The sequence below is a fragment of the Paenibacillus litoralis genome (assembly GCF_046244365.1).
In the GTDB taxonomy this organism is placed as follows: domain Bacteria; phylum Bacillota; class Bacilli; order Paenibacillales; family NBRC-103111; genus Paenibacillus_V.
The window spans coordinates 3559729-3579266 of the sequence record NZ_CP176395.1 but is presented as its reverse complement, the minus strand read 5'-3'; the positions used below and the strand labels follow the sequence as shown (position 1 = coordinate 3579266).

General features: G+C 51.4%; 19 protein-coding genes and 1 other annotated feature. Of the genes, 8 read left to right on the top strand and 11 right to left on the bottom strand.

Features of this window, described 5'->3' with window-relative positions; genetic code table 11:
* Nucleotides 1-103 precede the first annotated feature (103 nt).
* On the top strand, nt 104-949 hold the full coding sequence (locus tag ACKGJP_RS14315; protein WP_409346302.1) for an AraC family transcriptional regulator: 846 nt from the start codon (nt 104-106) through the stop codon (nt 947-949).
* Between the two features lie 58 nt (nt 950-1007).
* Here the strand turns inward: ACKGJP_RS14315 and ACKGJP_RS14310 are convergent, their stop codons facing one another.
* The gene (locus tag ACKGJP_RS14310) at nt 1008-1316 is read right to left on the bottom strand and encodes a hypothetical protein (RefSeq protein WP_409346301.1); all 309 of its coding nucleotides are present in this window, start codon (nt 1314-1316) and stop codon (nt 1008-1010) included.
* Nucleotides 1317-1358: 42 nt separating this feature from the next.
* On the bottom strand, nt 1359-1682 hold the full coding sequence (locus tag ACKGJP_RS14305; RefSeq protein ID WP_409346300.1) for a hypothetical protein: 324 nt from the start codon (nt 1680-1682) through the stop codon (nt 1359-1361).
* A gap of 761 nt (nt 1683-2443) precedes the next feature.
* Here ACKGJP_RS14305 and ACKGJP_RS14300 point away from each other — a divergent pair.
* The 3 genes from ACKGJP_RS14300 to ACKGJP_RS14290 are packed head-to-tail and all read left to right on the top strand — an operon-like array spanning nt 2444 to nt 6398.
* Nucleotides 2444-4069 (top strand): spore germination protein, encoded by a 1626-nt coding sequence (locus ACKGJP_RS14300; protein WP_409346299.1) that lies wholly within the window; start codon nt 2444-2446, stop codon nt 4067-4069.
* Nucleotides 4070-4093: 24 nt separating this feature from the next.
* A complete protein-coding gene (locus ACKGJP_RS14295; protein WP_409347160.1) occupies nt 4094-5197 on the top strand; it encodes a spore germination protein in 1104 nt (367 codons plus the stop codon).
* Nucleotides 5181-6398, top strand: a complete 1218-nt coding sequence (locus ACKGJP_RS14290; protein WP_409346298.1) for a Ger(x)C family spore germination protein — start codon at nt 5181-5183, stop codon at nt 6396-6398. Before ACKGJP_RS14295 ends, ACKGJP_RS14290 begins: the two co-directional genes overlap by 17 nt.
* A gap of 151 nt (nt 6399-6549) precedes the next feature.
* Here ACKGJP_RS14290 and ACKGJP_RS14285 read toward each other — a convergent pair whose 3' ends face one another.
* Nucleotides 6550-8340 (bottom strand): M3 family oligoendopeptidase, encoded by a 1791-nt coding sequence (locus ACKGJP_RS14285; RefSeq protein WP_409346297.1) that lies wholly within the window; start codon nt 8338-8340, stop codon nt 6550-6552.
* A 286-nt stretch (nt 8341-8626) separates the two neighbouring features.
* On the opposite strand from ACKGJP_RS14285, the gene ACKGJP_RS14280 reads away from it, so the two are divergent.
* Nucleotides 8627-9271, top strand: coding sequence for a GntR family transcriptional regulator (locus ACKGJP_RS14280; protein ID WP_409346296.1), 645 nt, complete (start codon nt 8627-8629; stop codon nt 9269-9271).
* 185 nt (nt 9272-9456) lie between these two features.
* On the opposite strand, the gene ACKGJP_RS14275 is transcribed toward ACKGJP_RS14280, so the two are convergent.
* The 5 genes from ACKGJP_RS14275 to ACKGJP_RS14255 form a co-directional block, all read right to left on the bottom strand.
* Nucleotides 9457-10227: an SDR family NAD(P)-dependent oxidoreductase gene (locus ACKGJP_RS14275; RefSeq protein WP_409346295.1), complete on the bottom strand. Its 771-nt coding sequence runs from the start codon at nt 10225-10227 to the stop codon at nt 9457-9459.
* 18 nt (nt 10228-10245) lie between these two features.
* Nucleotides 10246-11265, bottom strand: coding sequence for a galactitol-1-phosphate 5-dehydrogenase (locus tag ACKGJP_RS14270; RefSeq protein ID WP_409346294.1), 1020 nt, complete (start codon nt 11263-11265; stop codon nt 10246-10248).
* 28 nt (nt 11266-11293) lie between these two features.
* Complete coding sequence (locus ACKGJP_RS14265) at nt 11294-12439, bottom strand: mandelate racemase/muconate lactonizing enzyme family protein (RefSeq protein WP_409346293.1); 1146 nt, start codon at nt 12437-12439, stop codon at nt 11294-11296.
* A 112-nt stretch (nt 12440-12551) separates the two neighbouring features.
* A complete protein-coding gene (locus ACKGJP_RS14260; protein ID WP_409346292.1) occupies nt 12552-13193 on the bottom strand; it encodes a GntR family transcriptional regulator in 642 nt (213 codons plus the stop codon).
* A 269-nt stretch (nt 13194-13462) separates the two neighbouring features.
* Entirely contained in the window at nt 13463-14014 is a 552-nt protein-coding gene (locus tag ACKGJP_RS14255; RefSeq protein ID WP_409346291.1) for a DUF1273 domain-containing protein, read from the bottom strand.
* A 288-nt stretch (nt 14015-14302) separates the two neighbouring features.
* Nucleotides 14303-14564: a binding site (T-box leader), on the top strand.
* A 47-nt stretch (nt 14565-14611) separates the two neighbouring features.
* Between ACKGJP_RS14255 and ACKGJP_RS14250 the strand changes: the two genes are divergently transcribed.
* The gene (locus ACKGJP_RS14250) at nt 14612-15256 is read left to right on the top strand and encodes a class I tRNA ligase family protein (RefSeq protein WP_409346290.1); all 645 of its coding nucleotides are present in this window, start codon (nt 14612-14614) and stop codon (nt 15254-15256) included.
* 100 nt (nt 15257-15356) lie between these two features.
* Here the strand turns inward: ACKGJP_RS14250 and ACKGJP_RS14245 are convergent, their stop codons facing one another.
* Nucleotides 15357-15863, bottom strand: coding sequence for a DUF402 domain-containing protein (locus ACKGJP_RS14245; RefSeq protein WP_409346289.1), 507 nt, complete (start codon nt 15861-15863; stop codon nt 15357-15359).
* A gap of 156 nt (nt 15864-16019) precedes the next feature.
* Here ACKGJP_RS14245 and ACKGJP_RS14240 point away from each other — a divergent pair, with 156 nt between their 5' ends.
* Nucleotides 16020-16529, top strand: a complete 510-nt coding sequence (locus ACKGJP_RS14240; RefSeq protein WP_409346288.1) for a DUF402 domain-containing protein — start codon at nt 16020-16022, stop codon at nt 16527-16529.
* On the opposite strand, the gene ACKGJP_RS14235 is transcribed toward ACKGJP_RS14240, so the two are convergent.
* A complete protein-coding gene (locus ACKGJP_RS14235) occupies nt 16514-17245 on the bottom strand; it encodes a helix-turn-helix transcriptional regulator (RefSeq protein WP_409346287.1) in 732 nt (243 codons plus the stop codon). The two genes, ACKGJP_RS14240 and ACKGJP_RS14235, sit on opposite strands and share 16 nt — an antisense overlap.
* 21 nt (nt 17246-17266) lie before the next feature.
* Nucleotides 17267-18649: an MFS transporter gene (locus tag ACKGJP_RS14230; protein WP_409346286.1), complete on the bottom strand. Its 1383-nt coding sequence runs from the start codon at nt 18647-18649 to the stop codon at nt 17267-17269.
* Between the two features lie 176 nt (nt 18650-18825).
* Between ACKGJP_RS14230 and ACKGJP_RS14225 the strand changes: the two genes are divergently transcribed.
* Nucleotides 18826-19485: a helix-turn-helix transcriptional regulator gene (locus ACKGJP_RS14225; RefSeq protein ID WP_409346285.1), complete on the top strand. Its 660-nt coding sequence runs from the start codon at nt 18826-18828 to the stop codon at nt 19483-19485.
* Nucleotides 19486-19538 lie beyond the last annotated feature (53 nt).

The following is a 19538-nucleotide window of genomic DNA, read 5'->3' as shown; positions in this document are numbered from 1 at the left end:
TCAACATTTTCATCTGTATCATTGTAGCGTATTGCTTTTATAATAGATTTGAACAAAACAACGGCAATGCCATAAAAATACCAGATATTAGGTGATTGATCCGATGGATTCGAATCGAAACGAATTTCTCAAGCAATGCTTGTCCAATATGCAGGCCAACGTCACGATCGCGCATTTGACGAAAGTTTCGCCAAGCTGGGGCCATATGAATTACGTTCCGGACATCCATAAGTTTTACTATATCCTTGACGGGGAAAGCCTCTTCAAGCTGGGCGGAACGGAATACGAGGCGAGAGCCGGTCAGCTGTATCTTCTGCCAGCCGGTGTGCAGCAGACATTGACGACCTCCGCTTCCCATACCTGTTATAAATACTGGTGCCATTTTCACGCGTCGATCGGGGATCTCAATCCGTTCCAAATCATGAAGCTCCCTTTCATGATCGAAGTTGACAGCGATTCAGCAAGCGTGGTGGAGACGATGTTCAAGGACATATTGGCGCATATTCGCCGCAAGGAGCTTGTATCCGCGCTTAAGGTGAAGTCGATTTTGTTCGATCTGCTGCATTTCTATATGGAACGGGCCGAAATTACGGAGGTGCAGACGAAGGCCTCCTTAACCTATGAGAAAATGAAGGCGGTCGCCGCATTTATGAACGAGCATTTATCGTCCGAGTTGACGATAGAGGAGCTTTCGAGCCTCTTCCACCTGAGCCCGAACTATTTCACGCAGCAGTTTAAAGAAATGCTGGGCGTTTCGCCGATCCAATATTTGAAGCGCATGCGGCTTGCCAAAGCCAAGGAGCTGCTGAGGGCGACCGACATGTCCATTACGGAGATCGCGGCTGCGGTCGGCATGGAGCTTCACTACTTCAGCCGGCTGTTCAAAAGCGCGGAAACTTTTGCTCCCAAGGACTACCGTCAACTGTACCGGAAACGAATCGGGAAGTAATTTGTTACGACAAAAAAAAGCGACGGCAGCATCCTTCTTTCGGGGTGCTTTCGTCGCTTTATTTTGAAGTACGCGGCGGCTCAGCCTTCTGCCTGGGAGCCTTGCGGACAGCCTGCTCAACGGCCATCGCGTATTTTTTTTCGTTCGACTCCCATTTCATGCTTGTCCACATCATGCCTAACAGTGGGAATACGACAAAACGGGCGACCAGATAGGCCGTATCGATTTTTCCGGATAGAGCAAGTTCGAGCAAGCTGGTCAAGACGGCCCCGATCATGCCGAAATAGAGAACCCCGTACCGGAGCACATACGTTTTTTTGCCGAGCGCCCGCTTCCGCTGCCACTTCTGCAACTCGTTACTTTTCATGGATCCGGTCTCCTTAAGCTAAACGAAAAAGCGGCGGCATGTTTACCAATCCCATTTGCTTTTCGCTAGATTGACTTTCTGCGCAATTACCGTAATCAAACGTTCGGTCTGCGGCTTCAAGGCGTTTTCCGTACAGCTCGACTCCGGCTTGTACCCCAGTTCTTTCGCTAGCGCGTAGGTCGCTTCCGTCAAGTTGTTGGTCGTTTCCGCTTTTTCGAAGCACATCGGCGCTATATACGTTTGATGGGTCCGCTCCACAATCACTCGCGTATCGCTCGGCGGCGATGCTTGCACTTTGATGAAGACGGCGCTCAGACAAGCGATTGCCAGAACGGCGACGATGATGGTAAACCATTTTCGTTTCAATATAAACACTCCCGCTGGAACGAGGATTCCATTCCTAGTCAATGCCGATTAAAGCATGCCTTCCCTAAAATAGCATAGGAGAACTTGCTCGTTCAACAAGGCATGCAGGGCAAATGTTCTTTTTTTATGACAATACGGTGACATGCGATCGGATCGGGCTCGTCGGAAGAAGAAGCACCGCCGCGGGAGGACCTCGGAAACGGAAAGAGCCGGATTTCGCAGGTGGCCGAACGCTGCCTCTCGGGGCGTGTGATGCATGCAACGATACCATCTTCTTCGGATACGTAAGGAAAAACATCTGTTTATATGTATATATTTACATAAATGTATAATTGTCACGTTGACTAATTGTCAGACTTTTCTTACAATATCAACATTACCGGTGAACGAGATCGAAGGAGATGATTCGGCATGAAAAACGTATTAGCCGTGACCAAAGGAATGCTTTACGGAGTGCTGGGCTTTGCCGCCGTCCCTTTCCTTGTCGCCAAGAGCATAATAGAAATTATCGGTCAGTCTTTATAACAAGAGAGCCCTTAAAATGCCGGAGGGAGAACCCACTGCCATGATTCATTTGCAGGAATAGAAACCGCACAAAACAGCTGTGCGGTTTTTTATTTTCCTTGCGATTGCTAACACTAAATCGCTTTTTTCACGGGATTGCCCTCATCGTCACGGGGCAATCCTTTTCTTTGGTTGAATGAGTCCAGCGATTTGTATAGAAATTTATGGATGGTACACAATAACTTTAGGTGATCGGTATGTGGAAAACTATCGTTACATATTTCCCAGAATGGAGTGTATTCGCTCAAGCGATTCTGGCCTGTTTGATACCATACAGTTTGTCCATTTTTTTGGAAAAAGCGATAAAGAAACAGCGAAATAACGGGAAATCGCAGCCATGCAATCCCTTTCATGAACCCTCAATTCTATTTTCAGACGATTTCGCCGCCAATCTGGGTTTGATCAAACAAGACATCGGACATCATTCGGATGTAATCATACGTGAATTTCATCTGGGATCATCGAAAATCCGAGCAGCCGTTGTTTTTATCGATGTCATAGCGGATAAAGAGCTTATCAATAAACAGATTTTACAGTCATTGATGCACATGGAAACTTTGCCTCCGGATCATTCCAGTCTGATCGACTATTTGAAAGATTCCGTTCTTTCCATTTGCCAATTGAAAGGCACTTCCCGTCTGAGCGACGGATTGTCGGAAATAAGGAAAGGCTCGACCGTATTGCTCATTGACGGTTCGGATAATGTGCTCATACTCGGTACAAGGAAACCAAAATCACGGAATATGGAAGAGCCCGTTTCGGAGTCGCTAGTCCGAGGCCCCCGTATCGGTTTCAACGAAAATATTAACGATAATATCGCGCTTTTGCGGCAGTATGGCGAAAATCGCAAGCTGACCGTTCTAAACTTTCAAGTAGGAAGTCGTATCAAAAGGGAACTGGCTGTCGCTTATATCGAAGACATCGCCAATCCCGAATTAGTGGATGAAGTAATCAAAAGAATCCGGAAGATTGATATGGACGATATGCCCGATTCCGGTTACGTTGAGCAGTTGATTGAGGACAATTATGTCAGTCCTTTTTCGCAAGTGCAGAACACGGAACGTTCCGATCGCGTATCCAGCGCCATGATGGAAGGACGTGTAGCTATCCTTCTGGACGGGACGCCGTTCGTTCTGATCGTTCCGGTTACGTTCAGCATGCTCATACAATCGCCGGAAGATTATTATGAACGCTGGATTCCAGGGAGCCTCCTTCGCCTCTTGCGTTATTTAGCCGCCTTCGTTTCGACATTCGGTCCTTCCCTATACATCTCTCTCATCTCGTTTCATCAGGGCATGCTGCCCACCAAGCTGGCGATATCGATCGCAAGCACGAGAATCGGCGTTCCCTTTCCTTCGATTATCGAAGCGCTCATTATGGAAGTGTCCATCGAAATTTTGCGGGAAGCCGGTCTTCGGTTACCTAAACCAATCGGCCAAACGATCGGCATCGTGGGCGGTCTTGTTATTGGCGAAGCCGCAGTGCAAGCGGGTATCGTCAGTCCGATTATGGTTATCGTCGTGGCAGTCACCGCGATTTCCTCCTTTGCCATACCGCAGTACAGTGTAGGGATTACCCTTCGAATCCTTCGTTTTGGGGCAATGTTTTCTGCAGCTTTGTTCGGATTATACGGAGTCGTACTGTTCTTTCTTCTTCTATGCGCCCATTTGGTGAAGCTGAAAAGCTTTGGCGTGATGTATGCAAGCCCTACCGCTCCTTCGTATTTTAGCGACTGGAAAGATTTTATGATCCGTATGCCCCTGCAACTGATGAAACGCCGTCCAAAAATGCTTGATTCGCAAAATCCCAAGCGTAAAAGCTAAAAACCAACCGGAAAAGAGTGAGCGATCATGGCCGCTTTAAAGGACAAGATAACCACTTCTCAGGCAGCAATTATCGTAACGAATTTCATTCTCGGAATTGGGATTCTTACCCTGCCGAGAGTGTCCGTAGAGAAGGTCAAAACCCCGGATGTATGGCTTAGCGTTATAATCGGCGGGCTGATTGCGATGATCATCGGCGCTATTGTCGGACAATTGTGCCGCATGCATCCCGGAAAAACTTTTTATCAATTTAGTATGGACATCATGGGAAAATGGTTTGGCCGTTTGCTCAATATTCTGGTAGCAGCCTATTTTCTTTATAACTCCGCAACCATACTTCGGAGTATGTCGGAAATTATCAAGCTGTTACTTTTGGAAGGTACCCCGACATGGGCAATCATGATGTCATTCATGTGGGTGGGCGTCTATTTGATAATCGGCGGAATCAACCCGATCGCCCGTCTTTCCGAATTGATATTCCCTATTACGGTTGTCGTTTATTTAGTGACTATTCTTATGGGACTCGGATTATTTGAAATAGGCAATCTTCGACCGGTATTGGGTTTGGGCATCATGCCGGTGCTAAAAGGGTTGAAAACAACGGCTTTACCGTACTCGGGTTTTGAAATTATGTTTATCATTTCGGCATTCATGAGCAAACCGGACAAAGCGATAAAAGCCGCACTTATCGGGATAGCCGTACCCATGATCTATTATCTGATTACCGTCGTGATCGTTATTGGCGTATTATCGGTAGACGGAGTCGTTGACCGGACCTGGCCGACGATCGATCTGCTACGCAGCTTTGAATTGACCGGCATTTTTTTCGAAAGATACGAATCCTTGTTTCTCATCCTCTGGATTATGCATATGTATGCAACCTACACGGTCACACACTATGCCGCTGCTTTGGGTTTGGCTCAATTATTCCAAAAGGACATCCATCCGTTTATTTACGGGTTGCTGCCGGCGATTTACATCCTTGCCACGATTCCAAAGACGATTAACGATATATTTAAGTCCGGAACCGTAATCGGCAATGTTGCTTTTTTTCTTTTTGGTGTTATGCCGCTCCTGCTGCTCCTTGTCTCAAGGTTAAGGAGGCGTCCAAGTGAAACAATCGCTTAACAGATTTCGTCTCTTTTACCTTGTCATTCCTGTTCTTTTACTTTTGCTGCAAACGGGATGCTGGAGTCGCATAGAAATTGAGAATCAAGCGATAACTGTAGGAGTGGCGCTGGATATAGGAGATGAAACAAAACTGGCACAAAAGCTGAAAGGGATCAAGGCCAGTTCTTCGAAGCAAGACTTGATCACCGCCACTTATCAAGTAATCAATACGGAAGGAGCAGCAGGGGGACGTAGTAAAGGGGGCGCTTCCCAGCCGTCATACCTCAATATTTCCAATACGGGAGAATCCTTGCATCAAATTACCCGTGAAGTTGCCTTGAGAAATGATAAAGCCATATCCGGCCAGCATTTGAAGGTCATTGTCATCGGCGACAAACTTGCGCGTTCAAGGAATTTGCGGCAGCTGCTCGATTTCTATCTCCGCGATCAGCATATCAGACCGAGCGCCTACGTTTATATAAGCAACGGGCTTGCCAAAGAAACGTTGGAGCTCAAGGAAATGACAAGCATTCCCACATTCCGGCTTCACGAAATCGTCAAAAACCAATATCGATCGAGCAGAATTTTGCCTCCCGTTACGTTAGCAAAGCTGGTCGGTAAAATGCAGTCTTCTTCCAGTTTTCTTTTGCAGACTGTCATCTCGGGCGACGGAGAAATAAAATTTTCGGGTGCCTCCGTTATTCATGGCAAAACCGGCAAGTTGATCGGTTACTTGAATGAAGAGGAAGTAGAGGGATTTATTTGGATAACCGGCAAAGGCAAGGACGGATTAATCAAAGGTCATGACGAAGAAACGGGACAACTACTCGTCTATGAGATCACATCGATGAAATGCAGCATTCAACCTCATGTCGAGAAAGATAACATCTCCTTTACTGTCTTCATCAAATCGAAAGGAACGTTAAGCGAACAATGGACGCAATCCGGAGACCCGTTTGACAATACATTTTTGAAAAAAGCCGAAAAAGCTTTGAACCGCCAAGTGGAGCGTTTGGTCCGCAGCACGCTTGAGAAAATCCAAAAACAATATCAATCCGATGTAGCTGGATTTGGCGAACAAATTCGAATCAAGTATCCAAAAAGATGGGAAACACTAAAAACAAACTGGGACAAAACGTTCAGCCAAGTCCCTGTCCAATTAAGCGTAAATCTGACCATTGAAGATTTCGGCACGGCAGGATCGGCGAAAAATGAATGAGCATCCTTGTAAAACCCTGCTTATTTTCCGTTATAACCGCTACCGGGCCGGATCTGCACAAAAAAAGCGGTGGTCGCTTCCTTTATAAAAAGGGAAACGATCGCCGCTTACTTTTTATTTCCGATAATCCGTTATGCTCGTTACCTGCTTCTTATTCCTCGTCCGTCATATCGAGAAACTGGCGTACGTCCTCGATCGAAAGGGCGATCGCATTTTCCCAGAAAGCCGGCTGCGTCAAGTCGACGCCCAAATGCTTCTCGGCAAGCTGTTCAACGGTCATACGGCCCGTATCCTGCAGCAAGGCGATATACTTGTCCTCGAACGACGCCCCTTCTTGCAGCGCGATCGCGTAGATGCCCGACGAGAACAGGAAGCCGAACGTGTACGGGAAGTTGTAGAACGGCACGCCCGTCTTGTAGAAATGCAGCTTCGATGCCCAAAAATGCGGATGATACTCGCTAAGCGCATCGCAATAAGCTTCTTTCTGCGCTTCGACCATGAGCTCGTTCAGCTTATCCGGGGTCAGAAGACCCGACTTCCGCTCTTCATAGAACCGGGTTTCGAACAAGAAGCGCGAATGGATGTCCATGAAAAAGGTGACGGTACGCTGGATTTTATCCTTCAGCATGAACAGCTTTTGCTCGCGTGTGGACGCTTCCTTAAGCGCCGCGTCGCTGACGATCATTTCGGCAAAGGTCGACGCCGTTTCGGCTACATTCATCGCATAGCGCTGGGAAATCGGCGGCAGCTCGTCCATCACGTGCTGATGGAACGCATGGCCAAGCTCGTGAGCGAGCGTCGACAAATTGCCCGCACCCGAGTACGTCATGAAAATCCGGCTTTGACCGCTTACCGGAAATGAGGTGCAGAAACCGCCAGGACGTTTGCCCGCACGGTCTTCGGCTTCCACCCACCGCTCTTCGAAGGCGCGTACCGTAAAATCCGCCAGCCTCGGCGAAAATTGCCGGAAATGCCGTTCGATGAACACCGCCGCTTCGTCGTAGGTTACTTCCATGTCTTTGCCCTCGAGCGGCGCGTTCAAATCGTGCCAGGCCAGCTTCTCGACGCCCATCAGCTTGGCGATTCTCTCCAAATATTCAAGGAACACCGGCTTACTCCGTTCGATGGCGCCCCACATCGCCTGCAGCGTTTGGCCGCTCATCCGGTTCAACTGAAGCGGCTCCTGCAGGACGGCATCCCATTTGCGATGCTTATACAACTGAAGGCGGAAGCCGGCAAGATGGTTAAGCGCATCCGCGCAAAAATCCTCCCGCGCCTTCCAAGTCTCCTCCCACTGGCGGAACAGCTCCGTGCGCCGTTCCCGGTTCGGTTCCTTCAGCTTATTGGCGAACTGGCCGGCTGACAGCATAGCCGTTTGGCCGTCCTTTTCGTACGGAATCCGAATTTGCTTGACCGTCGTATCGTACAGGGAGCTCCAGCCATGGTAGCCGTCTACAGCCAAATCGTTCACCAGCGTTTCCTGCTCCGCGGGCAGCTTCTCGCTCACCTGCTTACGGCGTTCGTCCAGATTGAAAGCGATTGGCTGCCATTCGTCCATGAGGATCAGCTCATCAAAAACAGTTTCGGGAATGCCCGCCAAAAGAACGTCGAAACGGGTCATTGCGGATTGATAGCCGGCCAGTATGCCGTTAAGCTTCCCGCCGAGCGTGATGGCATTGCGGTCGGCCAAATTTTGCGAAGAAAGACAAGTGATGAAGGCGCCCGCTTGCCGAATACGATTCTGCAAATCCTGTAACGTATCCAAGAGTCCTCGCAAAGCTTCGGCATCTTGAAGGGTTGCCGGTGCCGGACGGTCAAGCGCACTCAAAAAACGATTCGAATCGGACTCGAGCTCTTCCAGAAATGATTGGAATGCCGGGGAATCGCTTCCCCCTTGAAAAAAGATATCCAAATCCCAAGTTTGCTGCAAAGGTAGTTTCATATGAATTTCCGCCTTTCTTATCTTACTTCGTATTCCACATTTCGTACGGATAGTACCCGTATAGAGCTTTTCGTAACGCCTTGCCTTTTCAACGTAAGCTCTACTTATTCTACATTTGGTCAATAAATCTTTCAACCTCGTTACCGTCCATAGTCTTTCGTTCTTCCCATTCTCGTACCCAAACGCCGGCAGTCGATGGCAGCCTGGCGGCTTTTGGACATACATGGACGATTGGGAAGCCCATGCTATAATAATGGGAACGATCGGAACTCACGAGGTGCAAAACATGGCGCAACAGCCAAAAGAATCCCTGCAACAGATCGCATACGAAACGATTCACGAATGGATCGTCAGCGGCAAGCTGGATCAAGGCTCCGTCACATCCGAAGTCTTCCTCAGCGAAGAGCTCGACATGAGCCGAACCCCCGTACGTTCCGCCCTGCAACGGCTCGAATGGGAAGGGTACGTCCGAATTGTGCCCAAACACGGCGTTCTCATCCTCGACCATTCCGCTCGCAAGGTCGGCGATTTAATCGACATCCTGTGCAGCCAGCTTTTGTTCGCCGTCCATGCCGCTTATGCGGGGAGAAGCAGCGAACTAGCTGCTTGGCTTGAGGAATGCGAGTCGAGCGTCAAGCGCTTCGCGCAAATTCAGGACGAGTCGGAACGAAGCGAGCGGTTGTCCGCCTTCGAGAAGGACGCCTTTCAAGCATTGATCCGCTTGATCCGCAACAACGAGATGGAGCAGCAATTCGTCCACACCGTCTCCAGACTCTCTTGGAACAAAAATAAACGAAGGTGGCTGCCCCCGTTTCTGCAAGATACGACTCTGCGGTTTGAGAGTCTGCTTGATGGAATGAAAACGCCGGACGAAGGCTTATTCCATTCGCTGCTCCGCTATGGAGAGCAGTTGAAGCGTACCTGGGGCTGAGCCCTCTTGGAAGCGCAGTCCGATGCCAAGAAACATATCAAGCAGAGTCACCGCCTCGGCCAGCTGCAGAAATAAAAAAGGGTCGCCAGTTAAGGCAACCTGATCATGCATAGAGGCCCGCGACAAGCCTACAAAAAATGACGACAATAACGACGACCCGCAGAATTGCGGCGCGCCCGATTCGGTTACAGGTCGATCGTCATGCCGCCGTCGGCGACAAGTACGGCGCCGGTCATGAAGGAGTTGTCAGGGCTTGCCGCGAACAGAACCACGGAAGCGATCTCGTCGGTTTTGCCGACACGTCCGATCGGTTGAGCCTCGTTCCAAATGTCCATGATGCTCTCCTCCTTGTCGTCGTCAAGCCGTTTCACGCTCGATTCGAGCATCGGCGTATGGACGGCTCCCGGAAGCACGGCGTTAACGCGAATATTGTTCTTGGCATAGTCCAGGGCGACCGCTCTCGTCATGGAGACGATGCCGCCTTTGGTAGCGGCGTACGCCGCATAGCCTTCGGAGGTGGCGAGCGCGTGCACGGAGCTGAGATTGACGATGGCGCCTCCACCGGCCTCCAGCATGTGCGGAATGACCTCTCGGCACATCAGAAAAATCGATCCGAGATTGCAGTTGATGACCTCGTTCCACTGCCCGAAGGACATGTCGGCCAGTTTGATTTGCGGGCATACCGCGGCGTTATTGACAAGCACGTCGATCTTGCCGTAACGGCCGATCACGCTGCGTATCGCCAACTTCACGTCCTCCTCGGCGGCAACGTCCGCCTGGAGCGCGAACGCTTCGCCTCCGGAAGCCTTGATCTCATCCGCGGTATTCTCGCATTTGGACAGCGTCCTGCCGACGACGGCCACCTTCGCCCCGCCCGAGGCAAAGCGGCGGCATACCGTCTCGCCGATTCCGCTGCCGCCTCCAGTTACAACGACCACCTTGTCCATCCATGTCATACGGCTGACCTCCGATTATTACGATTCGCGCAGCGTCAACAAGATTTTCGCAATCTTTCCGGGTGCGCCCAGAAGACGTTCGAAGCATGCCGCCCCTTGCTCGAGCGGAAACTTCACGGTCCAAGGCAGCATATTCATCTTACCCTTCCCGATCCAATGCAGCGCTCTTTCGAAGTCTGCGGACGAATAAGCAAAAGCTCCGGTCATCTGAATTTCGTTCCGTACGGCGGTATTAACCGGCAGGGTGCTGTCCGCTTCGTGCAATCCCGAAAAAACAACTTTTCCGCCCGCACGGACGGCGTTTATGCATTGGCGTCTCGTTGCGCCGAGCCCTACCGCGTCGACGGCAGCGTCAAAGCCCGCTTTGGTCCACTCTTCCGGCAGAGCTTCATAGGATTCCGCGGCTAGCCCGCCAATCTCCCGGATAATCTCGAGCCTTTCCGGATTAATGTCCAGCACCGCGATATCCGTAACGCCGTATTGCCTTGCGGCCTGCAGGACAAGCATCCCGATCGGACCCGCTCCGACGATGAGCAGCCGGTCGTCCGGCGATAAGCGCAACAGCTCCGTAATATGAACCGCAACCGCAAAAGGCTCCGCCATCGCGCCCTCTTCGAAGCTGACGTGATCCTCCAGCCGGTATACGTTGCGGGCGGGAGCCACGATCCACTCCGCGAACGCGCCGGGCAAAGCCGCGCCAAGCAGCTTACGGCTCGGACACAAATGGCCGTTGCCCCTGATGCAGAAGGAGCAGCTTCCGCAGGACAGCAAGGGATTCACGGTTACCCTGTCGCCTTTATGAAACCGCGCCGCATCGCCGCCCGACGCCTCGATTGTGCCGGAAAATTCATGGCCCATAATAAGCGGCGGCTTGCGCAGCGAATTATGCCCCAAGTAGCCGCTCAACTCCGAGCCGCATATTCCTGCTTGCTCGACGCGGATGAGCACCTCGTCGGATTTCGGAACGGGAACGGGTACCGAACGCATTTCCATAATCTTAGGACCTTCGTAAACTAGCGCTTTCATCATTGCACTCATCTATTTAACCGCCTCTCGATTATTTATGTTAGTTGCTTTCTCGACGCTCCCACCCCTGCTTAAACAGCGGCAGCCAATTGCCCGGCTGGTACGGGTGCTTGAGAACTTCCTCCAAGTTCAATTCGACGCCGAGACCCGGACCTTCGGGCGGCTGCAAGTAGCCGTTCTCGACGCGCATCGCCGGCTGCAAAACATGCTCTTCCCAAGGCTCGTTAAACTCGTCAAATATTTCGTGCAAATAGAAATTCGGCGTAGCCATATTCAAATGGGCGCATACGACGGAGCAAACGGGGCCCTGCGCGCTGTGCGGCGCTATGACCCCGTTGTGCGCATGGACCATACCGCAAATTTGTTTGGAAGCCGAAATGCCGAGAAACTGCGGCTCGAGCTGGATAATATGAACGGCATCGTGCTTCAATAGCTCGGCAAACTGCTCCCGGCTATAATAATCCTCACCGCAAGCGACCGGTACCGGGCTTCTTCTGGCTACCTCAACCATAGAGGAAACGAGCTGGGGCGGCACCGGGGCTTCGAACCAGGTCGGCTTGTAAACAGCCATCGCATCGGCAAACTGAAGCGCCGTATGAACGCTGAAGCGGTTATGCCCTTCGATCAGAATGTCCGTTTCCGGCCCGACCGCATCGCGGACAGCCGCTATAATGTCCAAAGCAAGCGCAAAATCGTTCCGTTCCACCGTACGCCATGCCGCGCCGAACGGATCGAACTTCAGCGCCGTATAACCTTTGTCCTTGACCTGCTTGGCCTTCTCATAGAAGCTTTCGGCCGTCCTCGCGCCTCGATACCAGCCGTTCGCGTAGCAGCGCAGCTTTTCGTGGCATCGGCCGCCCAGCAGCTTGTAAATCGGCTTTCCCGTCGCCTTGCCCATAATGTCCCAGCAAGCCGTTTCGATCGCCGCGAGCGCTGAGCCTTGTATTTGACCGCCATCCGAATACACGTCACGGAACAAGCGGAGCCCGATCGTCTCCACATCGAATGGATCCATGCCGATTACGAGATGCTTCAGCTCATGAACGGCCGCCTCCACCGTTTTGGCAAAACCGTTCAGCGTTCCTTCTCCGATTCCTTCGATTCCTTCATCCGTCCGCACTTTCACGAACAGCCAATTTTTCCATGGGTTTCCCGCAATGTACGTATCGATCGCTACAATCTTCAACCGTTTCCCCTCCAAATATTGGTGAATACCGAAGTAGCTTTAACGTACCATAGAGGGATTCGGATACACAATATGTCTAACATGTATACATCAATAGTACGAAAAATCAAAGCTACAGCATCACGGCTTTAACCAGCTCGATGTGCTCGGCTACAAGGCTTTGCGTCAGATTCGGATCGGAACCTGCATAAGCCTCCGCAATGCGGCGATGCTCCGTATGGCTGCCCCACAAACGTTCCCTGTTTTTAATAAAGCCGGCTTTCAGCGCCATCATGAATTTATCCTGCATCCGCGACATCGCATCGTCGAATTCGGCGTTATCAAGTCCCGAGACGAGAAGCTCGTGGAATTCGCGGTCGAGATACGTATACCCGTTAATATCCTCGTTTCGGATCGCCGCTTCCTGCTTCGCCAGATTTTCGTCCAGTTGGTTCTTAATCGCCTCCGAAAGCTTTCCGGTCAGACGGACGGCCGCGAACGTTTCCAACGCAAGCCGCAGCTCGTAAACGTCCAACACTTTTTTGAGCGACATATACTGGACGATGATGCCCTGCTTCGGCGACAGCTTGACGAGTCCCATCATTTCCAGCCGGTCGAGCGCCGAACGAATCGGCGTTTTGCTCATCTGAAGGAGCTCGCTCAAGTACTTCTCGGACAAAAACGTGCCGCCCTCCCACTCCCCGTTCACGATGCGTGTTTTGATCGCTTCGTAGGCCGTGTCTTTTAACGTAACCGGCTTTCGCTGCTGTACCATCGGCTCACTCCGTTCTTAGTTAGTATTTTTTTGCTATATAATTACAAATGAGTGTCGATTTACCTGTAAAAATGATATCCTTAAAGAAAGTGGCTTTGTTCAAAGAAGTCGTAACTAAAAAAAGGGTAGGTGCACGCCCTATGTACTGGAGCATGTTGATGCCTTTTGCCGGAGCGCTCGTCGGGTATGGAATCAGATTTTATGTCCTGCATCAACGAAAAAAGAAAAAGGCCGACGGCGAACCGTATTGAACCGATGTACTCCGGTCCTCACTCCATAAAGAGCATCTCTTCGTCGGCTGTATTTTGCAAATCGCCCGCCGAAATGCTGATGATCGGGTAATGTTCCGTACCGGCCTGGCGCAGCGCTTGCTCCTTGATGAATTTCGGGGAACCGTCGTTCTCCTCGTCAAATACAAGCAGCATACCGTCCGTATTCCGCAGCAAAAACTGATCCCGCGCTCGAAACTGCCACGGACCGCTGTATTTGCTTTTGGTGACGCTGTTGATATAATCGGCCCTTGAAAGGATTTGACGGTAGACGTTCTGCTTCTCCTCGCTCCAGTTTTCCTCCTGCTCCAGAAACGGCGTGATGACCGCAAGCTGAAGGGCATGCCCTTCGTCCTTCATTTCGATCGCCGCCTCCGCCGCCCAGATCTCCACCCCCCACTGGCCGCTCACGATGACCCATTCCAGCCCGTCGTCCAGCAGTCCGGCGAGACGGCTTTTGATCGCTTTCTTAATAATGCGGATACCCGGATGCTTCAGCGAGAAAATACCGAGCTCCGACGCTTTGTAACCCGTTACGAGTACGCTTTTCATATAGTCAGCCCTTTGCTTGGTCCTATCATTCTAGTCGAAATCATTACCTCTACCGGCCTTCAGCCCCGCCTTCACTTTTCGAAGCAGTCATGATATAAAACGGGAGACGCGGACTCAATCTCTATTATAATCAATAATAAGCAAATGTGGGGAACCATCGGTGTCATGATTGACCTTGAAGGAAACCGTATCGAGTTAAAAGCGGCACGTTGCTTCCGGAGGAAAGCATAACTGCCCCTTGACATCGCCGTTTCTTTTCCGTATAATCCCAATAAATTGAATATTCTGATAAAAATGATGAAGAGAAAGAGTACCTTGGCGACGTCTTTGTACAGAGAGCTCCGGCAGCTGAAAAGGAGTAAAGAACAGCCCAGGGAATATGGTCTCGGAGTTGCGCATCGAAACCTCATTCGGGTGTAGGCTGCGCCGGATCCCGCATCCGTTACTGTGCTAGGGTATAACGCAGCCGCGTCGTACTTGAAGAGGTCAATGTCGCAAGACATTCATGAATGTGGGTGGTACCGCGTGAGCTACAGCTCTCGTCCCTTTTTTTGGGGATGAGGGCTTTTTGATTTGTCCAAAAAAAGGAGGCAGGCAATGATGGCAGCTATATTTATCGGAGGAGCATGGCCTTACGCGAACGGCTCCTTGCATTTGGGGCGACTGGCAAGCTTGCTGCACGGTCCCGAAAAACGGGATACCGATTTTTCGTGGCGGGAGTTTATTCATAGCCATAACGGGGAGCTGCTGGGAGCCTTTGGAAACTTCGTCAACCGCACGTTGGCTTTTATCGACAAGTCGTTTGGGGGACGCATCCCGCAAGGACAACTAAACGGCGAGTGGAAGACGACGCTCGAACTGGCGTACAAGGAAGCAGGTCAGCTCATTGAAGAAGGACATCTCAAGGAAGCCCTCGAGCGGATCTTCGCCAACATCCGCCGCGCTAACAAATACTTCGATGAGCGGAAGCCATGGGTGCAAGTGATAGTCGACTTGAACGCTTGCGGGGATACCCTTCACACATGCGTCCAAATCATTGCCAATTTGGCCAACTTGCTGAATCCCTTCCTCCCCTTTTCATGCGAAAAGATTAGAAAAATCCTCACCCTGGAGCAGCCCGCTTGGCAGATGACCGCTGTGCCTGACGACCGGCAAATACAAGACCTGGAGCTGTTGTTCGAACGGATCGATCCGGGGCGCATCGACATGGAGGTAACGGAACTGCGCAAAGCGACAGAGTAGCGGATGGTGTTGCAGTAGTGCTGTGCAGCATAAGACAGCGGCAGTCCGGAACGCTATGCGTTTACAGACTGCCCCTGCTGCATGCGCGGCTTATCTCTCTTTATTGAGGGATACGGTCAATAAACCGTTCGAGGGATCCGTCAAAAGGAAACCGCTTGTTCGCTATGCGAGTCTGTAAGCTCTCCAATTCATGCTTCGCCCTTTCGATGAGCGCTTCCGGGTAAGATAGCTTCACGGAATTGATCGCAAACTCGTCTTCGTCAACAACCTTCCATTCCCCGTTTCGCTGGATGAGGTCAAGATCCAGATCCACGAAGGTTACCGTGCTGCCCTTGATTTGGGCTGGCTCGTTGATATTGCAATAGTACTGCTCGATGCTCCCGTTTCTCACATCGGCGCTTACCGTAAACCAGGATTCGAACGAAAAAAATTCGATGGTCCAGTTTTCCACAGTGAATACTTTTTGCTTCGTATAGTGCTGCAGCTTCCTTCCATATTCGCCCAGCACGAATAGATGCGATTCGGTTTTTTCTAGCAAGGCGGTGTTCCACTCGTAATGCAGGCGGTTTCCGTATTTCATGGCCTGGATCGTCATATTCGTCTTCATTGCATCATTCCTTCGCTGCGATTGCTTTGATCGTATACTAATTCAGCGGAGGAACCGTCATTCCCTTCCCGAAGCTATGAAATGGCCTATCGTAGTCGTCTCGGCTATAATCGAATCATCTACTTCCTTCAATAAACGACCAAAGGCGGCCCCCCTATGATAGAACGCAAAATACGCTATGACGGCTCCGTCGTCGAATACGACTGCACGCTGCTGGACAGAGGCGAGCATCATGCCGTCCTCCTTCATCGAGTCGCAAGTCCTTTCTCCATCCCGGCGGGCGAAGCGGAGCTGCTCGTTCCGTCAGGTAGCCATACGATCGCCTTTTACTGGACGGACAAGGCATACAACGCATATTTGTGGCGGGACGAATCCGGCAGCTATATCGGTTCCTATTTCAACATCGTAAGACACACATGGATTTCGGACGAGGCGGTCATCTTTGAAGACATGATCGTCGATGTCGTCGCGCTCCCGTGCGGCAGCTTTTTTGTGCTCGACGAGGAGGAGCTTCCTTGCTCTCTGGAGCTTTTTGAAAAAGGTTCCGTTCAAGCGTCCCTCGCCTCGCTAACGGATTCGCTGAGCGGCATTCTGCTCGGGCTTCGCCATGAAATCGATCGCTTATATCCGCCTGAGAGAGCGGAAAGGTCTTACTTGCGCGATTGAATAAGATACACGCAGCTTCGGCCGTTTTGGGCTATACAATCCGTTCGTTTGACTTCCGCATCCAATAAGGCTTCGAACAGCTCAAGCTCATACCGGCAAACCTGCGAGTATGGATCGGCGATTCGGATAACCGGACAATGATGCTCGGTCAACACATATTGTCCGGGCTCGTCACCGTTCTCGGCCCATTCGGCCATATAGCCGTTTTCATGTTGGATATTGGCCAGCTGCCCGATTTTTTCTTGCAAGCTTTTGCCGTTTATCTTCAGCTCGTAATTCTTGCGCATGGCTTTCATCCGGTTACGGAATACGCGGTCAACGCTGTCCGTTCCGAATTCTTGAATAAGCTCATCCAACAGATCAAGGGCAAGCGTATGATAACCGGCAGGGAACAAACGATTGCCTGCTTCCGTTAACCGGTAAAAAAGGGTCGGCCTGCCCATCGATTGGTGGACGGTCTTGGATTGGATCAGCCCTTCTTTCTCGAGGGCGTGCAGATGATGCCGGACGGCAGCATCCGTAATCGACAATTGGTTCGTCAAATGGCTTGTGCTGAGCGGGCCTTGCGTTTTAATAAGCCAAACCAGATGCCGGCGGGTGGACGACTCGTTCTCGTTCGCATGGTTCAAGGTCAAGAGAATCACTCCCGGTTCGAATACTGCTGATTCGGCCGATACGTGCCAGAGGCAGGTCCAGCCCTGCCGCTCTACCGTCATACGCATCTCCAAGCCGCGAAACTAACCCTGCACAAACTGCTTGCTCCCCGAATAGCCCGCTACAGTCCGGGTACTTGCAAGCAGGCTCATCACAATCAACGCCAAATGAAGGACCATCGCGCCTACGATCCCGGCTTCCATGGACATCCCCGTCGCTTGGCTGACGGCAATGATCGCACCGCCGATCCCGATGACCACGCCTGGCGTAAAGGAATCGGCGAACTGCAGGTTTGCGGAAACTTCCCCCGACTCCCCTTCCCTCGCATTCATGAAAGCAACGGCGCCGCTAGTCGGATGCGCCAATCCGATCCCGATACCGGTAATCATTTGGCCGATCACGGACAAGGCAATATTGATTCCCGGCACCCATACGACGATAGCGATTCCGACGATCATTAACAGCACGCCGGTTATGATTCTTTTGCGGCGTCCCCGTCCTTGATCCGCAGCGTCCCACCGAGACTGCATAAACGATACGGCACACCAGCTTAATGCAGCGCTTGCGACGATCAGCCCCGCCATATCCGCCGCCACTCCTTTTACATCCGTAAGCGCCAGCACTAGAAAGTTCTGCGTACTCACATAAGCTGCGAAAAACAACCCGCGTGAAGCCAAGAGAGACGGCAATCCTAAACGAAACGTAAGAGTGCCGGCAGGCAGCAGTTTGCGAAGAGGCTGCGCCATAAGAACCAAGCCGACGATTAAGAGAACGATACCCATCGGTTTAGGAAGCATGCCTAAGCCGCTTAAGAAAACCCCCGTACCGACTGCCAGCAGGATGGATAGCCAAGTGGCGCCGGAGTCGCTCTTCCTTTGAACTGCCGTTACTTTCAATTTACGGAACACGTTCAGGCTCAGTAGTGCCGCAAGCAGCAAAAAAGGCAGAACGCCCCAGAACACAAACCGCCAAGAGAGCTGCTGAGCAATAACACCCGCTACGTAGGGCCCGATCATGGAAGGCAAAACGTAGGCGGTACCGAAAGCGCCCAGAATTTTCGAACGAAGCTCATCCGGGTAGCTTAACGATATAGCGGTATATACGCAAGTCATCATGGCTCCCGCACCGAACCCCTGAAGCGCCCGGGAAGCGATCAGGACCATCATATTGCCCGCAACCGCCGCAAGAATCAATCCGGCCGCAAATAAAACAATCGCAATGGTGAAAGGAACCGCAGGTCCCTTCCTGTCGATTTGACGCCCGACAACGAGCGTTCCGATGATTTGCGCCAGCAGATAAGCGCTGAAAATCCAGCCGTACAGCTGGATGCCTTTCAAATCGCCCGCGATCGCAGGCGCTACGGTCGTTACGGCCAAACCTTCGAAGCCAACGGCCATAACGGCCAAGATGATACCGATGGACAAAGCCAGGTAACGCGGACTGAATATACTTTGAGCAGCAGTCAAATGTTTCTCCTCCTTGATGGTTACAGTCTTATGTATACGTCGTATCCGGATACTTTGTAAACATATTACTTTACAAAGTACACTGTACGGTTTGCCTTTGACTTTGTCAACTTTTTTCTTTAGAATGTAGGCAGACCTTGGTTTGCTTGATTAAGAGAAAATAGAGGTATCGTCCAATGGCAAAAAGAGAGATGCAAGATAAAGAAGGCACTGCCGTCAGGACCAGACGGGAAATCGTGAAGCTGCTGAAGCAGGAAGGGCCTATGGATGCTCTTCAGCTAGCCGAACGATTCGGCGTGTCCGGTATGGCGGTACGGCAGCATTTATATAATCTGCAGGAGCAGAAGCTTGTCACGTTTACGGAAGAGCCGAGATCCATGGGCCGTCCCGCCAAAATGTGGAGGCTGACGCCGGAAGCCAACCGGCTTTTTCCGGAGGGGTATGCGGAGCTTACCGTCAGTTTAATCGAGTCCATGAAGGAAGCGTTCGGAGAAGACGGATTGGAGAAGCTGCTCGAGATTCGCAACCGAAAGCAGGTAGAGGACTACCGGTATCAGGCTTCGCCTAATTTGCCGTTAAACGAGCAATTGGAGGCTCTTGCCCGAATGCGCACTGCCGAGGGCTACATGGCGGAAGTTGCGGCCAATCCCGACGGGACCTTCTGCTTCGTAGAAAAGCACTGTCCGATTTGTGCGGCCGCCAAGGCTTGCTCGGGACTATGCCGCAAGGAATTGGAAATGCTGCAGCACGTGCTGGGCGACGGCATTCAAGTGCGGAGAAGCGAGCATCTGTTAAATGGAGGCAGCCGCTGCGTTTATTGGATTACGCCGGTATAACATAAAAATCCGCCACAGGCTCGCAATCGTCTCGTCTATACGAAACGACTGCG